Here is an 18,285-nt window from a genome sequence, read left to right on the forward strand (position 1 = left end):
ATTCCCCCGGATACGTCGAGCCAATGGATGTCCTGATGCGCCGCAGCCTGATTCTGACCCTGCTCCTTGCGCTGAGCCTGCCGGTGGCCACGATGGCCCAGAGCGGCCTGCGCACCGAGGGTGATGTTGCCACCGCCACTGGCGCGTACGAGGCCGAAGTGCCCGTCAACAGCCAGGCCGAAGCCGACCGCAACGGTGCGCTGGCCCGCGCCTTGAGCGTTGTACTGGGCAAGTTGTCCGGCGATCGCAGCGTGATGTCGCGCCCTGGCGTGGCCCAGGCGCTGCGCAATGCCAAGGATTACGTGGCCAGCTACGACTACAAGCAGGACCAGAGCGTGAGCGCCAGTGGCGCCCCCAGCTTCCGTACCCTGCTGGTGGCCCGCTTCCGCGAGGACGATGTCGATTCGCTGGTGTCGGCGCTGGGCCTGCCGCTGTGGCCGCAGCCCCGACCGAAGCCGGTGCTGTGGCTGGCCGTCGATGACGGCAGCGGTCCGCGCCTGGTCAGCGTGCAGCAGGCCAACGCCGCCCGCCCGTTGCTGAACCGCGCCATTGAACGCGGCTACAAGCTGGGCCTGCCCAGCGGTGGTGCCGCCGAACAGGCGCTGGCCGGTGCCATCTGGCGCCAGGACAGTGCCGCCGTGGCCCGTGCCTCTTCGCGCTACTCGCCGCCGATGCAGCTGATCGGCAAGCTGTACCGCGCCAATGGCGGCTGGCAGGCGGACTGGGTGTTCGTCGACAACGGCCGTGAGCTGAACAAGTGGACCAGCAAGGACGCCAACGCCATGCGCGCGATGGCCGCCGGTGCCGATGGTGCCGCCGATGCGCTGGTCAAGCGCTATGCCAAGGCCGGCGCGGCCGTCGGCCAGGCCGGCACCTATCGGGTGGTGGTCACCGGCATCAACAGTGCCGACGACTACCTGCGCCTGGCTGCCGGCCTGCGTGAGGTGCCGGTGGTGCGCAACGTCACCCCGCTGCACGCTTCGGCCGGCCAGCTGGAGCTGAGCCTGGAGATGACCACCGGCCTGGCCGGCTTCAACCGCATGCTGGGCGACAACGGCGTGCTGGTGCCGAGCGCACCGCTGCCGGCCCTGCCGACGCCGATCGACGACACCACCGGTGCCCCGGTCGCTGCGCCGGTCAGCAACGAGTACCGCCTGCGATGAACCTGACCCCGGAAGCGGAAATCGCGCAGTTCCTGCGCCGCCTGAAGTACATCCTGTTCGCCGGCCTGATCGGCTGGGTGGTGTGGTTGCTGGCGCCGATCCTGACCCCGTTCGTGCTGGCGCTGGCGCTGGCCTGGCTGGGCGATCCGCTGGTGGACCGCATCGAGGCCACCGGCCGTTCGCGCATGACCGGCGTGGTGCTGGTATTCGCGGCGATGGTGCTGGTGATCGTGGCGCTGCTGCTGGTGCTGGTGCCGATGATCGAGCGCCAGATCACCACCCTGATTGCGGTCGCGCCGCAGGCACAGGCGTGGCTGATGGAAAAGGGCATTCCCTGGTTCGAGCAGAAGACCGGCCTGGAAGTGATGCAGTGGCTGGACCCGGACCGCCTGATCGAATGGGTGCGCAGCCACTGGCAGCAGGCCGGCGGCTTCGCCACCACGTTCATGGGCTACGTCTCGCGTTCGGGCTTTGCGATGGTGACCTGGGTGGTCAACATCCTGCTGCTGCCGATCCTGGCGTTCTACTTCCTGCGTGACTGGGACAAGCTGGTCGAGCGCGTGGCGTCGGTGATTCCGCGCAACCAGATCGGCACCATCAGCGCATTGGCGCGTGAGTCCAACGAGGTGCTGGGCGCCTTCATCCGCGGTCAGTTCCTGGTGATGCTGGCACTGGGCGTGATCTATGCCGGTGGCCTGTCGCTGGTCGGCCTCAAGCTGGGTCTGCTGATCGGCCTGATTGCCGGCCTGATCAGCTTCATTCCCTACCTGGGCGCGACCACCGGCATCCTGATGGCGGTGGTCGCCGCACTGGTGCAGGCACAGGGCTTCGACCTGAAGCTGCTGATCCTGGTCGGCGTGGTGTTCACCGTGGGCCAGCTGCTGGAAAGCTACGTGCTGACCCCGCGGATTGTCGGCGACAAGATCGGCCTGCACCCGGTGGCAGTGATCTTCGCGGTGATGGCCGGCGGCCAGCTGTTCGGCTTCCTCGGCATGCTGCTGGCGCTGCCGGTGGCAGCGGTGACCAACGTGCTGCTGCGCTACGCGCACCAGCGTTATCGCCAGAGCGAGCTGTACGTGGGTGAGAAGCCGGCGATCGTGCTTGATGGCGTGGTCGATGCCCCCCATATCATCATTCCGAACGACAAGGGCCCCGACCTGAAGTGATGGGTGTGCCGCAACTGCCGCTGGCCCTGCATTACCCGCGGGACCAGCGCCTGGAGACCTTCATCGGCGCGCCGGACGGCGCGCTGGCGCAGCTGCGCGCGATCGCGGTGGGTGCCAGCCACGATTGGGTTTATCTGGAAGGTGCGGCGGGCACGGGCAAGACCCACCAGGCACTGGCGATGTGCTCCAGCGCCGAGCAGGCCGGCCGACTGCCGACCTACGTACCGCTGGCCAGCGCCGCCGGCCGCGTACGCGCGGCGTTGGATGGGCTGGAGGCGCGCGAGCTGGTGGCGCTGGACGGCCTGGACGAGGTGGCCGGCAACCGCGAGGACGAGATCGCGCTGTTCGATTTCCACAACCGCGCGCGCGCTGCGGGCGTGACCGTGCTGTACACGGCGCAAAAGGCGCCGGAAGAACTGGGCCTGGTACTGCCCGATCTGCGTTCGCGGCTGGGCCAGTGCGTGCGTGTGCTGCTGCAGCCGCTGGATGAGGAAGGGCGGGCAGCGGTGCTGCGTGAGCGCGCGCTGCGGCGTGGGCTGGCGATCGACGAGGCCTCGATCGAGTGGCTGCTGTCGCATACCGGGCGCGAGCTGGGTGGGTTGATCACCCTGCTGGACTGGCTGGACCGCGAGTCGCTGGCGGCGAAGCGGCGGATCACCGTGCCGTTCCTGCGCCAGGTGCTGGAAGAAGGCCGGCCGCGTTACTGAGGTTGGGGTTTGCTTTGCAGGGCTGCGCCCTGCACCCGCCGTAGTGCCGGCCGCTGGCCGGCAACAGCAAGAGCCGAAGCAACAGCAGAAGCTGGCTTCCTGAGGGATGGCGGGGGGGCTCAGGTTGCGGGGGACGGCGCAAGTACGTCCATGTAGCCTCGGTCGCGCCATCCATGGCGCTCACGCCCCCGCAACCTGAGCCACCCCGCCTTCGACAGGTTCCCGCGATCTGCCGGGACTGCGTACTGCATTGCTGTTGATGGGTGTCGACCTTGGTCGATACGTGTCTTGCTTGTGGTGGGCGACTCTTGTTTGTGGTGGGTGACGACCGTTGGTCGTCATCAGAGCAAGCGCAGCGAAGCGACCCGCTTTTGCTTTTCTTTCTTTCTTCCGTGGCTGGACGCCCACGGAAACTGTCAGAGGCTGGTCGGGTGGGCCATGCAGGGGCGTTGGCGCCATGGATGGCGCCATCGAGCTTACAGGGGTGAAGGCGCTTTGCTTGCGAAGCACTGCTTCGCAAGCGCCTGAACGCACAGCCGCCAGCGGCTGGGCCGGGCCCCGGAGGGGGACTTGCAGCGTCCCCTGCATGGCCCACCCGACCGGCCAAACACGCGATCCGCTCTACGCGCCCAGCCACGAGGGGCTCAGCCGTTCGCGGCCAACTCAACATCCAGCGCGCGCAGGCGATCCACGGTCCCGACATCGGTCCAGCGCCCGCGATGGTGCTGCCCCGTCATCAATCCCTGCGCCATGAAGTGCTTCTGCAGCGGCACCACCGAGAACTTCGGCGGCAGCCGCTCGCTGCCCGGTGCATCACCGATCACCGTGCGCCAGTCGGCCACGATGGAAGGGCGATACACGCCGATGCCGGCATAGGTCAGGCACGGTCCTTCGCGGTCGTGGTGCAGCAACCCCTGCGCATCGAGGCGGTAGTCACCGTTCGGGTGCTGAAGCGGATTGTCGACCAGCACCAGATGCGCCTGGCCCTGCGGCTCGCGCGGCAGCGTGGCGAAATCGAAATCGGTCCAGATGTCGCCGTTCACGACCAGAAACGGGGCGTCGCCCAGCACCGGCAACGCGTTGAGGATGCCGCCGCCGGTTTCCAGCGGGGTCTGCCCTTCGTACATGAAATGCAGGCGCAGGCCCCATTGGCTGCCATCGCCCAGCGTCGCTGGAAACTGTTCGGCCAGCCATGCGGTGTTGACCACCACCTCGCGCACGCCGAGTGCGGCCAGGCGTTCCAGGTGCCAGACGATCAGCGGTTTGCCGGCCACGTCCAGCAGCGGCTTGGGCGTGTGCAGGGTCAGCGGGCGCATGCGCTCGCCGAGGCCGGCAGCAAAGACCAGCGCCTTCATCGGGCCACGCGCATCGGTGCGGCCAACTCGGCCAGCGCCGGCTTGATGCGGTGTTCCAGCAGCTGCTGCAGCGGTGCCAGCTCGCGGTAGCGCGGCAGCACTTCATCCAGATAGGTGATGAAGCGCGGCGCGTCGTCGAGGTAATGGCCCTTGTTGTCGCGATAGCGCAGGCGGCAGAACAGGCCGAGGATCTTCACGTGGCGCTGGATGCCCATCCAGTCGGCATCGCGCAGGAAGGTGGCACGGTCGGGCACCGGCAGGCCGGCGTTGCGGGCGCGCTCGTGATACTGCGCCAGCCACTCGTCCACACGCTGCAGCGGCCAGCTCAGGAACGCGTCCTTGAACAGGCTCATCGCATCGTAGGCGATCGGGCCGCGCACCAGGTCCTGGAAATCCAGCACTGCCGGACCATTCTCGACCGGCATCAGATTGCGCGGCATGTAGTCGCGATGGGTCATCAGCTGGGCCTGGCCCAGCGCGTTGTCCATCAAGCGGCGGTGCACCAGCTGCAGCCCTTCAATCTCGCCGCAGTCCAGTTCCAGGTTCAGGTGGCGCTGCAGGAACCATTCGTCGAACAGGCCGGCATCGCGCTGCAGCAGTGCTTCGCCGAACTGGCCGAAGTCGGCCGGCACCGGGATCGCCTGCAGGCGCAGCAGCTGTTCGATCGAGCGGCCGAACCATTCGTCCGCGTTGCGCTCGTCGAGGATCTTCGCCAGGGTCGGGCCGCCGAGATCTTCCAGCAGCAGGAAGCCGGCATCCAGATTCTGTGCCAGCAGCGCGGGCACACGCAGGCCGTTGTCATCCAGCAGGCCGCGCATGCGCAGCCACGGGCGCGGATCTTCCAGCCCCGGCGGGGCGTCCATCACAATGTGGCTGCCGCGCGTGCTGGTGGTACGCCAGTAGCTGCGCATGCCGGCATCGACCGAGGCGCGTTCGACCACCGCACTGGAATCATCGAGCTGGGTACGGGCCCACTGCAGGCGCTGCGCGCTGCGCTGGGGATCGGAGGCGGGTTCGGTCATGCAGGCATATCCGGGCGCGCCGGGCGCGCCTACGTCGGGAACAGGAAGGGAAGAGGGTGCGGGATCAGCGGCGACCGCTGAACAGACGCAGGACGGCCAGCACGGCCACCGCGCCCAGCACCGCACCGAGGAAGCCGGCCGGCTCACCGGGGGCGTACCAGCCCATGTACTGGCCGAACCACCCGGCCAGCAGCGCGCCGATGATGCCCAGCACGATGGTCAGCAGGCAGCCCATGCGGTTGTTGCCGGGCATGAAGAATCGCCCGAGCAGGCCGACGAAGAAGCCGACCAGGATGATGTAGAGCCAGCTGCTGCTGCCGAACAGACCATTCATGCGCGCGATTTCCACCAAGGGTGGACGCAGCCTAGCAAGGCCAGGCTGCGTCCGTCACGGTGTGCCGGATTCAGCAGCAGCCGTGGTCGCCGTGGCGGGTGCCACTGTCGGCAGCCACCGGCGAACCGCTGGTCTCGCCGCGCAGGCTGGCGGCGTAGTGCTCGCTGATCACCTTGGACACGCAGGCGGTGACCTTCTTGCCCATCGGAATGTGCAGGAACTCGTTCGGGCCGTGTGCATTGGAGTGCGGACCGAGCACGCCGGTGATCATGAACTGGGCGCCCGGGAACTTCTCACCCAGCATGCCCATGAACGGAATCGAGCCACCTTCGCCCATGTACATCGCCGGCTTGCCGAAGAAGGCCTGGCTGGCGTCGTCGATGGCCTGGGTCAGCCACGGCGCCATGGCCGGGGCGTTCCAGCCGGTGGAGGCCTTTTCCAGATCCAGAGTGACCTGCGCGCCGTTCGGCGGATCGCGCAGCAGCGCTTCCTTCAGCAGCTCACCGCAGGTCTTGCCATCGGCGGTCGGCGGCAGGCGCAGCGACAGCTTCACCGAGGTCTGCGGGCGCAGCACGTTGCCGGCCGATTCCAGCGCCGGCATGCCACCGACGCCGGTGACCGACAGTGCCGGGCGCCAGGTGCGGTTGAGCACCAGCTCGGTCAGGTCCTCGTTCATCGGACGCAGGCCGTCGACCATCGGGAACTTCTCGAAGATCTCGGTATCGACCACTTCGGCGGCGCGCTTGGCCTGTTCCTGGCGCTCGGCCGGGATCTCAACGTTCATGCCGTCGATCAGGATGCGGCCGGTGTCCTGGTCCTCGATGCGCGACAGCAGCTGGCGCAGCAGGCGGAAGCTGGACGGCACCACGCCGGAGGCATCGCCGGAGTGCACGCCTTCGTTGAGCACCTTCACGGTGAAGTTGCCACCGGTCAGGCCGCGCAGCGAGGTGGTGCACCACAGCTGGTCGTAGTTGGCGCAGCCCGAATCCAGGCAGACCACCAGCGACGGCTTGCCGATGCGGTCGGCGAGGTGGTCGACGTAGGCCGGCAGGTCATAGCTGCCCGACTCTTCACAGGCTTCGATCAGCACCACGCAGCGGGCGTGCGGCAGGCCCTGGGCCTGCAGCGCCAGCACCGCGGCCAGCGAGCCGAAGATGGCGTAGCCGTCGTCCGCACCGCCGCGGCCATACAGCTTGTCGCCGCGCAGGACCGGGGTCCACGGGCCGAGGTCGTCGTCCCAGCCGGTCATTTCCGGCTGCTTGTCGAGGTGGCCGTAGAGCAGGATGGTGTCGTCGCCGGTTTCGGCGCCGGTAGCCGGAATTTCCAGGAAGATCAGCGGGGTACGGCCTTCCAGGCGCACCACTTCAACCTTCAGGCCGGGCAGCTGCTGGGCCTTGGCCCAGTTCTCCATCAGGGTGACCGCCTGTTCCATGTAGCCGTTCTGCACCCAATTGGCGTCGAACATCGGCGACTTGTTGGGAATGCGGATGTAGTCGACCAACTGCGGGACGATTTCGCTGTCCCACTTGTCATTGACGAATTGGCCGAGCTTGGCGCTGTCCATCTGAAACTCCGGTTGCATGGGCTGATCCGGCCATTCTACGCCTGTGCCGCGGGTAGGGTTTTTCCTACATCACGTCGGGTATTTGGCTGGCTTTTAGAAATCCAGGAAACCGATAGGCTGTGTGCATGTGGTGACGGACACTGTTCCTACCGACGGGATTGCCGGTCGGGACGGCCAGAATCACAAGGAGATACACGTCGTGCCTTGGAGTGTCGTGTTGAGGGCACTGGTGCTGGTCGTGTGGATCGCTGGGGCGCATGCCGCCGAACCGATCGACATCAACCGCGCCGATGCCCAGGCGCTGCAGCAGGGATTGACGATGGTCGGAGCCGCCAAGGCCGAGGCGATCGTCGAGCACCGGCGCAGACACGGCCCGTTTCATCGCGTCGAGGACCTGACGCAGGTGAAGGGGATAGGGAAAGCAATCGTCGAACGGAATCGACAGCGGATCACCGTAGGCAACAGGTTGTTGCCGGCGGATCCGGTACCCGGATCGGTACCGGTGCGAACCGTACCCAGGCGCTGACAGCAGGAATCGTCGGAACCGGCAGGAGGCTGGTTCACCGGACACGGACAGGAAGGCCGTGACCACCGACCGCCGCAGGACGCGGCACCAATCACCAGGATGGTGGCATCACAGACCTGTGGAAGGGGCTGAGATACAAACAGGACAGACGCGGCCGCGTGCAGGATGCAACGCTACCCCCACAGCGCAGGATGCGAGGGGGCGGCAGCAGGCCGACAAGGACGTAACGATTGCCCGGTACGACACATGGCTGTGTCGCCGGGCAGTTTCATTTCCGGCACCTGGTTTTGCTGCGGCCACCACGGGTCGATGGTGTACGGTGGCCGCACCGCATGGAAAGGACCCCCGCTGGATGCTTCTGCACCGCCCCACCACCCTGATGCTCGCCCTTGCACTGGCCCTGCCGCTGCTGGGCCATGCCGCTGCGCCGACGCCGGCCGCCAAGCCTGCCGCTGCCGCAGCCAGCACCGCCGAAGTGCGCGGACCGACCGACCTCAAGCCGGGCGAATACCTGTGGCATCCGGAAATTTCACCGACCGGCCCGATCGTGCTGGTGGTCAGCCTCGATGAGCAGCGCGCGTACGTGTACCGCAACGGCATTGCCATCGGCCTGACCACGATCAGCTCGGGCAAGGCTGGGCATGAGACGCCGACCGGCGTGTTCACCATCCTGCAGAAGGACAAGGACCACAAGTCCAACCTCTACAACAGCGCGCCGATGCCCTACATGCAGCGGCTGACCTGGGACGGCATCGCCCTGCATGGCGGCAGCCTGCCTGGTCATCCGGCCTCGCATGGCTGCGTGCGGCTGCCGCAGGCCTTCGCGCAGAAGCTGTTCAGTGAAACCCAGCGTGGCGACACCGTGGTCGTGGCCGATGCCAAGAGCTCGCCGATGACCCTGGCCTATCCGTCGGTGCTGGCACCGGTCAACGCGCGTGGCCAGGCCTTGCCGGAGACCGAGGGTGGGGCCCCGGCGCAGGCCTGGTGGGATGACGCCGCGGCGCCGGCCGGGCAGGTCGGCATCCTGGTCAGTCTGCACGACCAGCGCCTGTACGTGCTGCGCGATGGCGTGATGATCGGCGAGTCGCCGCTGAAGGCCGACGCCCTGCCGGCGTTCCAGGGCACCACCCTGTTCGTGATGGGGCAGGGCTACAGCGATACGCCCAGCCCGCTGGACGCGAACCAGCGCCTGCACCAGTGGACGGCCTATCCGCTGCTGGGCCAGGACCGTGCCCAGGCCACGCCGGACCTGCTGGCCACGCCCTCGCTGCCGATGGCGTTGCCGGCCGATTTCGCCCGCCAGCTGTACCAGGTGCTGGTACCGGGCACGACCCTGCTGGTGACCTCGCTGCCGGCGGTCCGCCCAAGCCCGGCTGAATCCGGAATGCAGCCGGTCTTGGAATCCGAGCCGCCAGGGTCCACCCTCAAGGGCAACTGAGTCCCTTCGTTGTGCCCATGACTGCATCCCGCCTGTGCCGGCTGGCCGCGTTCGGCCTGCTGGCGACCTCGGCCAGCGCTCCGGCGCTGGCACAGACGCCCGCCCTCGCCACCAGCGCCGATGATCTGGCTGCCCTGCTGTCGCGCAGCGCGCCCAAGGCCGACCGCCACGTGTTGCAGCTGGCGGCGCACGCCATGCGCTGTGCGTTGCAGCGGCCGGAGCTGGGCATCAATGGTGATCGGCTCAGCGTGATCGACTATTCGCGGCCGTCCACCGAGCCGCGCCTGTGGGTGTTCGATCTGGCTCACCAGCGCCTGCTGTTCGAGGAATGGGTGGCGCATGGCCGCAACAGCGGTGAGAACCGCACCGAACACTTCTCCAACCGCGATGGCAGTTTCATGTCCAGTCTTGGCGCATTCACCGCGCAGGAGACCTACATGGGCGGCAACGGCTATTCGCTGCGCCTGGCCGGGCTGGAACCGGGCTTCAACGACCGCGCGCGCGAACGCGCCATCGTCATCCACGGCGCGCCCTATGTGAATCCGGCGACTGCGCAGCTGCAGGGGCGGCTCGGCCGCAGCCTGGGCTGTCCGGCAGTGCGCTTGTCGGTGGCCAAGCCACTGATCGATGCATTGCGTGGCGGCACGATGGTGTTCGCCTACTACCCCGACCAGGATTGGCTGAAGCACTCGCAGCTGCTGGGCGGCGAGTGCGGTGGCCAGGGCACGCTCGCCACGCGGTGATGCACGACGGCGCGCGGCATGATGCAATGCGCCGATGAACATCGACTCCCTGCTGCACACTCCGAGCCAGGTAATCTCCAGCCTGGACTATCGCCGCGAACGCTGGCGCAACGGCCTGGGCTGGACCCGCGAGATCCTGCGACTGCCGGCGCAGGGTGATGACTGGGCGCTACGCCTGTCGGTGGCCGAGATCGAGCAGGATGCCGCGTTCTCCGCCTTCCCCGGCGTGGAGCGCGAACTGGTGTTGCTGCAGGGCAATGGCGTGCGTCTGCGCTTCGACGATGGACGCGTGGCGGAAGTGCTGCCGCCACACGGGCGCGTGCGGTTTGCTGGTGAGGAGACACTGCACGGGGAACTGGTCGATGGCACCACCCACGACTTCAACCTGATGTGGAAGCGCGAGCTCCTGCAGGCCGAACTGCTGCACCGGCCGCTGGTGGGCACGATGTTCTTCTTCTGCGAACCGGGTGTGGCCTGGGCGCTGCATCTGCTGGCCGGTCAGGCGGAGTTCGGTGCAGATAGCGGCTTGCCGGCGCTGCAGGCGGGAGACACTGCGTGGTTGGCGGCCGGTGAACGGCAGCGTCATGCGGTGCAGGGCGGTGGCGAATTGCTGGCGATCCGGATCAGTGCGGCGGCGGGATGATTCCTGGGCGCCGGTTGGCACTATCCACGCATGGCGTGGATCTACTGGGGTGCGGTTGCCACCATGTCTGGACACACCGTTCAGTAGATCCACGCCATGCGTGGATGGGGCCACCGACACCGCGTCACGGTGCGAACCAAGGTTCGCACCCACCAGGAATCGGTTCGCACCCACCAGGAATCGGTTCGCACCCACCAGGATGCGGTGGCCTCAATACACATCGCGCCGGTAACGACCGGCCAGCAACAGCGCTTCCTTGCCCGCGGTACCCAGCACCTGCTCGATCACTGCATCCACCGCCGGGGCCATGCCCTGCAGGCTGCCGCAGACCAGGATCGTGGCGCCTTCATCCACCCATTGGCGCAGCGTTGCCGCGTCGGCCAGCAGCCGGTCCTGCACATAGCGGTGCGCACCGCCATCGCGGCTGAATACCGCATCCAACCGCGCCAGCGTGCCGTCTTCCAGCATCGCCTGCAGTTCTTCACCGAAGTGGAAGTCATGCGCGGCGGTGCGCTCACCGAACAGCAGCCAGGTGCGGCGTGCGCCACTGCGTACGCGTTCGTGCAGATGCGCGCGCAGGCCGGCGATGCCGGTGCCGTTGCCGATCAGCAGCAGCGGCACGTCGGCGGCCAAGCCATGGAAATTGTCGTTGCGGCGCAGACGCAGCTGTACCGGTTCGCCGATGGCAGCGTGGTCGCACAGCCAGCCGCTGCCGATGCCGGGTGTACCGTCAGCGCGCAGCTGGCGGCGCAGCAGCAGCTCAACCGCACCGTCGGCCATGACCGAGGCGATGGAATACTCGCGATGCGGCAGCGGTTGCAGAGTCGCCAGCAAGGCAGGCAGATCACCCGGGGGAACCAATGAGGGCAGGTGCGAGCGCGCGACGCGTGCCAGCAACGTCTGCCCGTCATCCAGCACGGTGTCCGCGTCGAAGCGTTGTGCATCCAGCCAGGCACGCACGGTGTGCGATGCGTGCTGCGGGCCGATCTCGGCGATGTCACCGGCCTGCCACTGCGCATTTGCATCGGCCGGTGGCTGCAGGCGCAACCAGTACACCGGACCACCGGGGCTGCCCGGGTTCAGATGCTCGCGTTGCAGCAGCGTCCACGGCTGGTACTCGGCCGGACTCCAGTCGGGCAGTTCGCTGGCGTTACCGCCGAGTTGTCCCAGCAACTGTTGCCAATGACGCAACGCTGCCGGATCGGCGTTGTCGACCTCGATGGCGTCGAACAGCGGATGCGCGCCGTGTTGGCGCAGCCAAGTGTCCAGCTGGTGGCCGAATCCGCAGAAGTGGCCATAGCTGCGGTCGCCCAGCGCGAGCACCCCGTAGTGCAGGTGCTGCAGCGGGGGCGGGGTGGCCATCACCCCGCGCAGGAACGGCAGGGCGTGGTCGGGTGGATCGCCTTCGCCGGTGGTGCTGGCAATGAACAACGCGCGCTGGCTGGAAGCCAGCAGTGCTGCATCCACCTCATGCAGTCCGCGCACGCGCACTGGCACGCTGGCACCGCGCAGGGCCTCGGCGCTGCGTTCGGCCAGTTCGCGGGCGAAGCCGGTCTGGCTGGACCAGACCAGCAGGATGGGCGCGGTGTCTCCGGTTGCGGCGTCGTCGCGCGGGCGCCCACGCCACCACAGGGCCGCGCAGGCCAGCGCATACAGCACCGTGGCGAGCACCGCGATCTGCGACTGCCGCGCCGGAGGTGCGCCCCGCCACCACGCTTCGCCGAGATGCAGGCGAAGCAGTGCCCAGCCGATCGCTGCCAGCAGGAGCAGAACCAGTGCGTTGCCGAGCCAGGCGCGCGATGGACGTGCGCTCATGCGTCCTGCTCGTCGAGCAGGCGCTGGAAGGCGCTGCTGAGAAATTCCTGCGGGCCGTCTGCCGCACGCTGCAGGTAGCGCGCAGCCAGTCCTTCGCGCTCGGCCAATGCCATGCCCTGTTCGCGACCGAGTACGGTCAGTGCGGTGGCCCATGCATCGGCGTGCATGGCGTCGTCGGTTACCACCGTGACCGCCGCTGCAACCTGCCGCACCGGTCTGCCCGAGCGCGGGTCCAGGCTGTGACTGTAGGCCTCGCCATCGGCCTGGTACTGGTGCCAGCGATCGCCGGAGGTGGCCACCGCCTTGCCGTCCAGCGCCAGTACCCGTGGCGGGGTATCGGTGTGGGCGTCTTCTTCGGGTGCGGATTCCACCAGCACGCGCCACGGCTGGCCGTCCGGTTTGCGGCCGTAGCCGGCCAGTTCGCCGCCGACTTCGATCAGCGCGGCAGTGATGCCTTGTCCACGCAACCAGGCGGCCACGTGATCGACACCGAAGCCCTTGGCGATCGCAGAGAGATCCAGTTCCAGTCCACCCGGTTGCAGCAGCGCATCGTCCTGCCACTGCAGGCGCTGCCAACCGCAGCGATCACGCGTGGCCTGCAGGGTAGCGTCGTCGGGCTGGCGGCGTTCGCCGGCATGTGCCCCGAAGCCCCACAGTGCAACCAGCGGACCGATGGTGGGATCGAAGGCGCCGCCACTGGCGGAAGCGATGGCCTGTGCGCAGACCAGAACGTGACGGGTTTCGGCCGGCAGCACGCACCATTGGCCGGCGTTGGCGCGGTTGTAGCGACTCAGATCCGAACCACGCTCCCAGGTGCTCATCTGCGCGACCACCTCGTCCAGCCGCGCCTGGATGCCAGCATGCAGCGGGTGCAGGTCGCGCTGGCGCGACGCGACCAGCGACACGCTCCAGGTGGTGCCCATGGTGGTGCCACCGAGGCGGGCGATGTCGAGCAGGGGATCGGTCATGGTGGTGTGCTGCAGGCGCGATGCCGGGGCGTGCCCGGCATCGCGGTCCACGTCATTACTGCGGCAGTACTTCGAGCGTGGCGACGTAGCTCAGGCGGCGCTTGGCGGCCTGCTTCACCGAGGTCTTGTTGTCTTCGGTGCCGGTCTCCAGCCAGTACATGCCGGCTTCCGGCCAGGTCACCTTGATCTCACCCTTGGCATCGCTGGTGACCTTCAGCTCGTCCTGCGCGTTGCGGTAGCGGGTGGCGCCACGCACGATCTCGAACTCCAGGCCGGCGGTCGGCTTGCCGTCGACCAGCACGCGGAAGGTGGCTTCCTCGCCGGCGAACAGATCGTTCGGGTGGCCGACGGCGACCAGCTCGATGCCACGGTTGGTCGGCTTCAGCGCGGTGTCGTTCGGGGCGCCGTTGGTGACGAAGGTCTCCACGCGGCCGACCGACTGGCTCACTTCCAGCTTCTTCGCATCCTTGGGCAGTTCGCCGAAGGTGGCGACGCTGCCGCGCCAGCGCTTGCGCTCGCCGTTCTGCTCGTAGGTGGCGAACAGGCCGTCATTGACCGACGCGATGCGGTAGGTGCCCGGCTGCTTCAGCTCGACATCGAACACGCTGCGGTACTTGCCGGTGGACGCGTTCTGCGGCTGCACGGTGCTGCCGTCCGGCGCGGTGATCACCACCGACTCCAGGCGCAGCGGCACGTGGTTGAAATAGAACAGGTCGTTGGAGACCGCACCGTCGACGGTGATCCACGGCGCATTGCCGGCGATCACGGTCTGCGAGGGCAGCAGCCAGGCCTTGTGGGCCAGGGCGGAGAAGGGAAGGGCAGCGGCCAGAGCGGCGGCGAGGACGAGCGTGCGCTTCATGCGGAAGACTCCAGGTGGATGCAGGGTGGTGCGGCGAGAGGAGGGGAATTACGACTTAATCCCCTCCGTCCCCTTTTCAGGGTTTGACGGCGAGGGTGACCTGGCCCAGTTCGGTGGCGCCCTGCGCCTTGCCGTTCTGCGCGGCGGTGGCCGGCCAGGTGAAGGGGATCTTCAGCAGTTCACGGCCGCCGACTTCGCGCACCGCTTCCACCACCAGGGTGTAGTTGCCCGGAGCCAGCTGCTTCAGCGCCGGCTGCTTGTCGTTGAACGACAGCGCGTGCTTGCCGGCCGGGCGGGTCGGGCCGGTCACGCCGTCCACCGGCACCTGCAGGGTGCGGCCGCTCTTGCGCCACCACTGGCGCAGGTCCGGCAGCCACTTGGTGCCGTGGCCTTCGCTGTTGCTGGTCTGCTGGTACCAGACCGACAGGTTGGCCGCGACCTTCTGGTCGGCGCCTTCCAGCCACACCGCCACGTACGGGCGGTGGTACTCGGCCACGTTGAGCTTGGGCACTTCGACGTTGATGTCGAGGGTGGTGGCATAGGCCGGCGAGGTGGCCAGCAGGCCGCTGAGGGCGATGGTCAGGGTGACGCGCATGGGGCGGCTCCGGAAACGAAGGAAAGTCAGTGGATCAGCAGCAGGGCGATCAGCAGCGGGATCATCAGGCCGAGGCCGACCAGCGGCCAGGTCATGCGCCGCTGCCGTGCATGCAGGTGAAGCAGGAACAGGCCGGTGATGCAGAACACCAGGCAGGCCACGGCGAACAGGTCCAGGAACCAGCCCCACGCCGGGCCCGCGTTGCGGCCCTTGTGCAGGTCGTTGAGGTAGGACACCGCGCCGCGCGAGGTGGATTCGTACTCCACCGCGCCGGTCGCGCGATCGATGCTCAGCCAGGCGTCGCCACCCGGGCGCGGCAGCGACAGGTAGATCTCTTCGGCCGACCACTCGGCCGGGCGCCCGCCGATGGCGATGCCCAGCTGCGTGTCCAGCCATTGCCGTGCCGGGCGCGGGATCGGCGCGTTGCCATCCTCGCGCGTGCCCAGCTGGCCCAGCAGCGCGGCCGGCAGTTCCAGATGCTGGTTCTGCACCTCGGGCTTGGCCTCGATCTTCGCGGCATGGTTGAGGGTCAGGCCGGTCACCGCAAACAGCAGCATGCCGATCAGGCAGACCGCCGAGCTGATCCAGTGCCACTGGTGCAGCGTCCGCAGCCAGAAGCCACGGTTCTGTTGCTGCTGCACGGTGGAAGAGGCAGGACGGCTCACGGCACGGTTCGAGGCGGACGGGGGACTGCCCATTACATCATTGATGAGAATAGCTCGCAATTGCGTATCGTTCTGTATCCCTGGGGGATTGCCGGCCAGCGGCCGGCACTACCGACTGGCCGGCAATCCCGCGGATCAGTAGATCCACGCCATGCGTGGATGGAGCGGTGCCGACCAAGGTCGGCACCCACCAGGGCAGGGCGCAGAGATCAGAACTTCGCGTTCAACGAAATCCAGTAGCTGCGGCGCTGGTCCTTGGTCGCGTAGTCGTCCACGCAGCTGAACTCGCTGGGATTGAGCAGCAGGCACGACTGCGAAACGAAGTCCTTGTCGAACAGGTTATTGACCCGTGCGTTGACCGTCAGCCACGGCGTGGCCTTCCAGCTGCCACCGAGATGGAAGATCGTGTAGTCCTCGTAGTAGCGCACGTGGCGGGCGCCGGCACTGTCGATGAGGGTGTCGCGATAGCGGTCGTAGCGGCCTTCGCCGATCAGCGACAGGCTGATCGCTTCGTTGATCTGCCAGTTGAGGCTGGCGTTGGCCATGTGCTTTGCCGGCGTGGTGCCAGAGATCGGGCGCCCTTTGTCGGGGCCGCTGGTCTGTTCGCTCTTGGTCCAGGTGTAGTTGCCGCGCAGCTGCAGGTTGTCGAGCAGGTCGACGTGGCCGGCCAGTTCCGCACCGCGGGTCTCGGCCTTGTCGATGTTCACGCTCTGGGTGAAGGTGCTGTAGCCCAGTGCTGCCCAGCCCGGGCCGATGTCCACGCAGTAACCGCTGCCGGCGCGGGCCACTTCGCAGTTCGGGAACGTGCCGCCGCTGGCGATCTTGTCTTCGAACTTGTTGAAGAAGCCGGTGACATTGAAGCCCCAGCGCTGGCCTTCGTAGTACGCGGCCAGCTCGTAGTTGGTGCTGGTTTCAGGCTTCAGGTTCGGCGAACCCACCAGCGGCAGCACGCCTTGGCCACCGAAGCCGGTGATGCCCGGGAACAGCTGGTCGGGACGCGGCGTCTTGTAGCCGGTGCTGACGCCACCCTTGAAGGTCCAGGCGTCAGTGGCGTTCCACACCAGGTAGCCGCGCGGGCTGACATGGCTGCCGAACACGTTGTGGTCGTCGTAGCGCAGGCCGAAGGTGGCGGTGAGGGTGTCGGTCAGCGACCAGTTGTCCTCGGCGAACAGCGCCCACATGCGGTGCTTCTGCTTGGTGTTGCTGCGGTAGCCGGCGCCATCCATGCCGAACACGCCGTCGATCATGTCGGTGTCGTTGTACTGGCCGCCGACGGTCAGCTTGTGCGCGCCGAAGTCGAGGTCGAGCATGGTGTCGAGCACGTAGCCTTCCAGCTCCATGGTGCGCAGCGGACGCGGCAGGAATGCCTGCAGGCGTGCCATTTCACTTGGGTTGAGGGCGGCCAGTGCATTGCCGCGGCCGGCCGCGCAGTTGTTGGCGCCGCCGGTGCGGCGGCAGACGTCGTTCCACAGTGTCTGCAGGTTGGCGCGTTCGTCCAGGGTCAGCGGCAGCGAGCGGCCCAGGTTGCTGCTCTTGCTGTGGGTCAGCGAGGTCTGCCAGGTACCGAAGCTGTAACGGCCCTGGTGGGTCAGCGACAACTGGTCGCGCTCGTATCGCTGGTAGGCGGTGTAGCCCACGCGCGGCTGCACCACGCGGCGGGTGACGGTGCCGCTGCCGTTCGGGTTGGGGATGACGGCATTGCCGACGCGCCACAGGCTGGCCAGGCTGTCGAGGGTGCCGGTCTGGCCCTCGCTGTTGTCGTACTTCTGCCGCGACACGTCGTAGTCGAGCCACAGTTCGTGGTCATCGTTGACGTGGAAGTTCAGCCGCACACCGGTGTTCCAGTTGGTGTTGGCCACCGACTTGCCGCCGCCACCGAAGCCGATGCTGCGCTCCCACAGGCTGCCGTCTGGCAGGGTCAGTGCATCCCACTCCGGATTGGAGGCCTTGGCGTCGTAGTAGCTGCCGCGTACTGCCAGGCTCAGGCGGTCCTTGACCAGCGGGCCGCTGAGGTAGACGTCGGTGGTGCGTGCATCGCCGAACTGATCGTCCTGCTGCACGGTGAAGCCCTGGGTGAGCGCGCCGTGCCAGCTGTCCTGGTTGCGACGGGTGATGATGTTGATCACGCCGCCCATTGCATCCGAGCCGTACAACGTGGACATCGGGCCGCGCACCACTTCAATGCGCTCGATGGCATCCAACGGCGGCAGGTAGGCGAACTGGCCACCGCCGAAGTTGTTCGGATACAGCTGGCCGACATTGCTCTGGCGGCGGCCGTCGATCAGCACCAGGGTGTACTCGGAGGGCAGGCCGCGCATCGAGATGGTGGCACGGCCGTTCTTGTCGCTGGCTTCCAGGCCGACGTCGATGCCTTCAACGTCGCGCAGCGCGTCGACCAGATTGGTGTACGGGCGCTTGCTGAGTTCTTCGCGGCTGACCACGCTGATGCTGGCGGGTGCATCGACCACCTTCTGCTCAAAGCCGGAGGCGGTGACCACCACCTTGTCCAGCGTCTGTGGCGCGCCGGAAGCGTCACCGTGGGCGAAGGCCGGGGCGGTCATGGCCGCCAGCACGGCGCTGGTCAGCAGGGTACGGGACAGGGACGAACGGACACGATGGCGCTGGGCCATGGCAGTAACCTCGAAGGATGCAGGGTGGTGCAATGCCAGGCGCGAACGGCGCGGCATGCACGGGGAGGCCCGGTCAGGGGCGGCAGGGATGA

Annotated in this window: 17 protein-coding genes; 7 read left to right on the forward strand and 10 right to left on the reverse strand. The window is 67.4% G+C overall.

Annotated features, from left to right (window positions below; genetic code table 11):
* Positions 1-23 precede the first annotated feature (23 nt).
* Genes ACZK5G_RS05465 through hda form a run of 3 tightly spaced genes read left to right on the forward strand, consistent with a single transcriptional unit; the run spans position 24 to position 3,036 of the window.
* The gene (locus ACZK5G_RS05465; RefSeq protein ID WP_032130361.1) at positions 24-1,163 is read left to right on the forward strand and encodes a DUF2066 domain-containing protein; all 1,140 of its coding nucleotides are present in this window, start codon (positions 24-26) and stop codon (positions 1,161-1,163) included.
* On the forward strand, positions 1,160-2,329 hold the full coding sequence (locus tag ACZK5G_RS05470) for an AI-2E family transporter (RefSeq protein ID WP_032130360.1): 1,170 nt from the start codon (positions 1,160-1,162) through the stop codon (positions 2,327-2,329). The genes ACZK5G_RS05465 and ACZK5G_RS05470 overlap by 4 nt, the downstream gene beginning before the upstream one ends.
* Positions 2,329-3,036, forward strand: a complete 708-nt coding sequence (hda, locus tag ACZK5G_RS05475; protein ID WP_032130359.1) for a DnaA regulatory inactivator Hda — start codon at positions 2,329-2,331, stop codon at positions 3,034-3,036. The genes ACZK5G_RS05470 and hda overlap by 1 nt, the downstream gene beginning before the upstream one ends.
* Before the next feature lie 644 nt (positions 3,037-3,680).
* Here hda and murU read toward each other — a convergent pair.
* The 4 genes from murU to ACZK5G_RS05495 form a co-directional block, all read right to left on the reverse strand.
* The gene (murU, locus tag ACZK5G_RS05480) at positions 3,681-4,391 is read right to left on the reverse strand and encodes an N-acetylmuramate alpha-1-phosphate uridylyltransferase MurU (protein WP_478465561.1); all 711 of its coding nucleotides are present in this window, start codon (positions 4,389-4,391) and stop codon (positions 3,681-3,683) included.
* The gene (locus tag ACZK5G_RS05485) at positions 4,388-5,413 is read right to left on the reverse strand and encodes an aminoglycoside phosphotransferase family protein (protein WP_478465562.1); all 1,026 of its coding nucleotides are present in this window, start codon (positions 5,411-5,413) and stop codon (positions 4,388-4,390) included. Before ACZK5G_RS05485 ends, murU begins: the two co-directional genes overlap by 4 nt.
* A gap of 64 nt (positions 5,414-5,477) precedes the next feature.
* Positions 5,478-5,747 (reverse strand): GlsB/YeaQ/YmgE family stress response membrane protein, encoded by a 270-nt coding sequence (locus ACZK5G_RS05490; RefSeq protein WP_049398791.1) that lies wholly within the window; start codon positions 5,745-5,747, stop codon positions 5,478-5,480.
* Positions 5,748-5,817: 70 nt separating this feature from the next.
* A complete protein-coding gene (locus ACZK5G_RS05495) occupies positions 5,818-7,311 on the reverse strand; it encodes a M20 family metallopeptidase (RefSeq protein WP_010483606.1) in 1,494 nt (497 codons plus the stop codon).
* Between the two features lie 199 nt (positions 7,312-7,510).
* Between ACZK5G_RS05495 and ACZK5G_RS05500 the strand changes: the two genes are divergently transcribed.
* The 4 genes from ACZK5G_RS05500 (at position 7,511) to ACZK5G_RS05515 (ending at position 10,661) form a co-directional block, all read left to right on the forward strand.
* The gene (locus ACZK5G_RS05500) at positions 7,511-7,837 is read left to right on the forward strand and encodes a ComEA family DNA-binding protein (RefSeq protein WP_012510302.1); all 327 of its coding nucleotides are present in this window, start codon (positions 7,511-7,513) and stop codon (positions 7,835-7,837) included.
* A 352-nt stretch (positions 7,838-8,189) separates the two neighbouring features.
* Positions 8,190-9,275: a L,D-transpeptidase gene (locus ACZK5G_RS05505; RefSeq protein WP_478465564.1), complete on the forward strand. Its 1,086-nt coding sequence runs from the start codon at positions 8,190-8,192 to the stop codon at positions 9,273-9,275.
* A 17-nt stretch (positions 9,276-9,292) separates the two neighbouring features.
* Positions 9,293-10,018 (forward strand): murein L,D-transpeptidase catalytic domain family protein, encoded by a 726-nt coding sequence (locus ACZK5G_RS05510; RefSeq protein ID WP_004147404.1) that lies wholly within the window; start codon positions 9,293-9,295, stop codon positions 10,016-10,018.
* Positions 10,019-10,052: 34 nt separating this feature from the next.
* The gene (locus tag ACZK5G_RS05515; RefSeq protein ID WP_478465566.1) at positions 10,053-10,661 is read left to right on the forward strand and encodes a HutD/Ves family protein; all 609 of its coding nucleotides are present in this window, start codon (positions 10,053-10,055) and stop codon (positions 10,659-10,661) included.
* 210 nt (positions 10,662-10,871) lie between these two features.
* Here the strand turns inward: ACZK5G_RS05515 and ACZK5G_RS05520 are convergent, their stop codons facing one another.
* From ACZK5G_RS05520 to ACZK5G_RS05545, 6 genes are all read right to left on the reverse strand, one after another.
* A complete protein-coding gene (locus ACZK5G_RS05520) occupies positions 10,872-12,476 on the reverse strand; it encodes a sulfite reductase subunit alpha (RefSeq protein ID WP_478465567.1) in 1,605 nt (534 codons plus the stop codon).
* The gene (locus ACZK5G_RS05525; RefSeq protein ID WP_478465569.1) at positions 12,473-13,444 is read right to left on the reverse strand and encodes an FAD:protein FMN transferase; all 972 of its coding nucleotides are present in this window, start codon (positions 13,442-13,444) and stop codon (positions 12,473-12,475) included. Before ACZK5G_RS05525 ends, ACZK5G_RS05520 begins: the two co-directional genes overlap by 4 nt.
* A gap of 55 nt (positions 13,445-13,499) precedes the next feature.
* Positions 13,500-14,303, reverse strand: a complete 804-nt coding sequence (locus ACZK5G_RS05530; protein ID WP_049398797.1) for a DUF4198 domain-containing protein — start codon at positions 14,301-14,303, stop codon at positions 13,500-13,502.
* A 76-nt stretch (positions 14,304-14,379) separates the two neighbouring features.
* Positions 14,380-14,898 (reverse strand): DUF2271 domain-containing protein, encoded by a 519-nt coding sequence (locus ACZK5G_RS05535; RefSeq protein WP_004147429.1) that lies wholly within the window; start codon positions 14,896-14,898, stop codon positions 14,380-14,382.
* 26 nt (positions 14,899-14,924) lie between these two features.
* Positions 14,925-15,563, reverse strand: coding sequence for a PepSY-associated TM helix domain-containing protein (locus tag ACZK5G_RS05540; protein ID WP_071228079.1), 639 nt, complete (start codon positions 15,561-15,563; stop codon positions 14,925-14,927).
* A gap of 209 nt (positions 15,564-15,772) precedes the next feature.
* The gene (locus tag ACZK5G_RS05545) at positions 15,773-18,193 is read right to left on the reverse strand and encodes a TonB-dependent receptor domain-containing protein (RefSeq protein WP_329914004.1); all 2,421 of its coding nucleotides are present in this window, start codon (positions 18,191-18,193) and stop codon (positions 15,773-15,775) included.
* Positions 18,194-18,285 lie beyond the last annotated feature (92 nt).

Source organism: Stenotrophomonas sp. 62841_Sma (assembly GCF_056482945.1).

Excerpts from the sequence above, each read along its gene's own strand:
- murU (WP_478465561.1), bottom strand. The coding sequence starts at position 4,391 with ATGAAGGCGCTGGTCTTTGCTGCCGGCCTCGGCGAGCGCATGCGCCCG.
- hda (WP_032130359.1), top strand. The coding sequence starts at position 2,329 with ATGGGTGTGCCGCAACTGCCGCTGGCCCTGCATTACCCGCGGGACCAG.
- ACZK5G_RS05515 (WP_478465566.1), top strand. The coding sequence starts at position 10,053 with ATGAACATCGACTCCCTGCTGCACACTCCGAGCCAGGTAATCTCCAGC.
- ACZK5G_RS05525 (WP_478465569.1), bottom strand. The coding sequence starts at position 13,444 with ATGACCGATCCCCTGCTCGACATCGCCCGCCTCGGTGGCACCACCATG.
- ACZK5G_RS05510 (WP_004147404.1), top strand. The coding sequence starts at position 9,293 with ATGACTGCATCCCGCCTGTGCCGGCTGGCCGCGTTCGGCCTGCTGGCG.
- ACZK5G_RS05505 (WP_478465564.1), top strand. The coding sequence starts at position 8,190 with ATGCTTCTGCACCGCCCCACCACCCTGATGCTCGCCCTTGCACTGGCC.
- ACZK5G_RS05495 (WP_010483606.1), bottom strand. The coding sequence starts at position 7,311 with ATGGACAGCGCCAAGCTCGGCCAATTCGTCAATGACAAGTGGGACAGC.
- ACZK5G_RS05485 (WP_478465562.1), bottom strand. The coding sequence starts at position 5,413 with ATGACCGAACCCGCCTCCGATCCCCAGCGCAGCGCGCAGCGCCTGCAG.
- ACZK5G_RS05520 (WP_478465567.1), bottom strand. The coding sequence starts at position 12,476 with ATGAGCGCACGTCCATCGCGCGCCTGGCTCGGCAACGCACTGGTTCTG.
- ACZK5G_RS05490 (WP_049398791.1), bottom strand. The coding sequence starts at position 5,747 with ATGAATGGTCTGTTCGGCAGCAGCAGCTGGCTCTACATCATCCTGGTC.
- ACZK5G_RS05545 (WP_329914004.1), bottom strand. The coding sequence starts at position 18,193 with ATGGCCCAGCGCCATCGTGTCCGTTCGTCCCTGTCCCGTACCCTGCTG.
- ACZK5G_RS05530 (WP_049398797.1), bottom strand. The coding sequence starts at position 14,303 with ATGAAGCGCACGCTCGTCCTCGCCGCCGCTCTGGCCGCTGCCCTTCCC.
- ACZK5G_RS05470 (WP_032130360.1), top strand. The coding sequence starts at position 1,160 with ATGAACCTGACCCCGGAAGCGGAAATCGCGCAGTTCCTGCGCCGCCTG.
- ACZK5G_RS05465 (WP_032130361.1), top strand. The coding sequence starts at position 24 with ATGGATGTCCTGATGCGCCGCAGCCTGATTCTGACCCTGCTCCTTGCG.
- ACZK5G_RS05535 (WP_004147429.1), bottom strand. The coding sequence starts at position 14,898 with ATGCGCGTCACCCTGACCATCGCCCTCAGCGGCCTGCTGGCCACCTCG.